Origin of the sequence: Brevundimonas sp. (genome assembly GCF_030682035.1) — a bacterium.
Lineage (GTDB): Bacteria > Pseudomonadota > Alphaproteobacteria > Caulobacterales > Caulobacteraceae > Brevundimonas.
On the sequence record NZ_JAUXQZ010000029.1, the window covers coordinates 1 to 2,326 of the forward strand.

Sequence of the window (2,326 nt, forward strand, 5' to 3'; positions counted from 1 at the left end):
CTCAGACCAGCCAACGTTAGCATGTGCGACACCGGAGCGGCGCGGAGCAGGCAATGCAGGCGAGGCACGAGCCTTCATTGCATGCGAGCACCGCGTAGGTGTCTTTTCGGGCGCAGCCCGAAAAGCCCTGCGCACATGCCCGTGTTGGCTGGTCGGGTTGGGATCGGGCCGCATGCTTCTCTGCCCACGTGAGCACTTTTGCAGCCTCAGAGCGCGGAGCTCGCGGCCGTCGATCAGGCGTCCTGACATTCGTCCAGCCGAGGCAAAGGCAGCCGAAGCTCAAAGCAGGCGCCGACGTCGCGGTCGACGGCGACGATTGACCCCCCATGGCGGTCGGCGACGAGACGGCAGAGGTAGAGCCCGAGCCCCCGATTTGCGCTGCCTTGACTCGCATTGAGCTGGCCGTACTTCTCAAACAGTTGAGGCCTCACGTCGTCGGGGATGCGCGGGCCGTCGTTGGCTACTGACACTACCGCCACTCGGTTTTCGATTCGTACTTCGACCTCGACCAGCTTGCGCGCGAACCGCGCGGCGTTGGTCAGGAGATTCTGAACAACACGGCTGACAAGGCTTGGATCAAAATCGACGACCGGCAACCCACTGGCGATCCGGACCTCGAGGCCGGCGCCGGTACCCTCGACAATGGCGCGCATCCCGTCGGCGACAGCCGCGACATGCGGGGCGAGATCGCCGGGGCGCAGCTTGCACGGAAGACGACCATCCTCGGCGCGTCCGACATCCAGAAAGTCGAGCAGCATGGCCTGCAATTGCGCCGCTGCATATCGGGAGTCCTCCAGCGCGGCCCTAACATCGCCGCTGACCTGATGGCGCGCATACTCGAGGTTGGCTTTGATCGACGCGAGCGGGTTTTTCAGGTCGTGAACGATCAGCTGACTGAGGCGGCGTCGTGCCATTTCGAGATCGCCTTGAGCTTCGTTGAAGCGGGAACGTGCGACGGCGTTGGCGAGATGCGGCGAAAGCGCGTTGAACAAACCGAGGTCGTCCTCAGAGAATGCGTACCCGGCCCGTGGGCGTACGTACAATGCGCCTTGCTCGCTGAGTCCTAACGGAATCGCGACCACGCCGTCTGACCCTTCTAGGTCGCTCGCCTCGGCTCCGTCAAAACACAGCCGCAAGAATTCCAACGGCACATCGGGGCTGATCGCCTCGACGAGCGAAGGGCCCACGTCGGCGAGCGAGGCGGCTGCGCCAACACCAGCAGCGACACGAGAGACGATGCGCCAGCGGCGCGCTTCCAGATGAGCGACGCGACTGGTCGCCGCAAGTGCGTCGTTGACTCGCTTGAGATTTAGAAGCGAACGGACGCGGGCGAGCAGCTCGTCGTGATGCACTGGCCTCGTCAAGTACTCGTCAGCCCCTGCTGCCTTGCCACGAGTCCGCGACTCTCGATCGCTCAGGGCTGTAACGAGAACGACGGGAAGGAGCGGAAGCTCGAAATCCTCCCGGATGGTGCGACAGACCTTTATGCCATCCATGCCGGGCATCATTACATCGAGTAAAACCAGGTCGAATCGCCCGACTTGAACCAGTGTGAGCGCGGTCTCTCCGTTCTCCGCCATGGTGATCTCGTGCCCGGCCTTGACGAGAACGGACTCGAGAAGTCGCCGGTTGTCGTGCTCATCGTCGACGACGAGGATCCGGGATCGCGCCTCGTTCATGCCCACCCCGGTGCTAGGCGAAGCGAGCTTGAGCTTGACCAATCCAGCGTCCGCGCCGTGCTGACGACGGGCGCGCGCACGCGCGAAACAAGATCACTTGCCACGGGGCTCCGAGACTGGGCTGAGCAGAAGTCCTCCACCGAGAGCATGTCGAGTCGCACGGTATCTCCTTCGCACCCCCGCGCACCGGTATCGGCTGGCATCCCCCGATCTGTAGCGATCCGAACAGACGGCGACTGGGCAGCGAGGCGCAGCCGGCGCGGCCGGCGCGGCGGCCCCAAAGCTGTGAGTGCCCGTGTTGGCTGGGGTGTGGATCAGTTCCTGAGCAGGCCGGGAAGTCTCCTCGACGATCGTGTGCCGAGCCCGATCCGGAATGGCCTCCCAAAGCGATTCGCGGTCGATTTCTCGAGGAGAACGGCGCCTTGCTCAGGAACAGAACCACACCCCGTTGGCAGGTTCGTCGGGCACGCTGTTGGCGACGCGATGGCGGACGATGCGGGCAGCAACCGAACGGGTGATCCATTGCAGAAGCGGCGCAACGATCGAGAAGGATACCTTCAGTGCCACGTCGCCAATGACACCTTCCCGGACCGCCGGAGATGTCCAGCTAAAGGGGTACGGGGGTTTCGCAGGACGATAATCGTGCG

2 protein-coding genes are annotated in these 2,326 nt (G+C 63.8%); both read right to left on the reverse strand.

The window, feature by feature from the left end:
- Positions 1-233: 233 nt before the first annotated feature.
- Positions 234-1,721 carry a response regulator gene (locus Q8K49_RS08395; RefSeq protein ID WP_305305300.1) on the reverse strand — a complete coding sequence of 496 codons (1,488 nt, stop codon included), beginning with the start codon at positions 1,719-1,721 and terminating at the stop codon, positions 234-236.
- A 384-nt stretch (positions 1,722-2,105) separates the two neighbouring features.
- Positions 2,106-2,326 (reverse strand): hypothetical protein (locus Q8K49_RS08400; protein WP_305305301.1); only part of this gene is annotated, 221 nt, incomplete at its 5' end.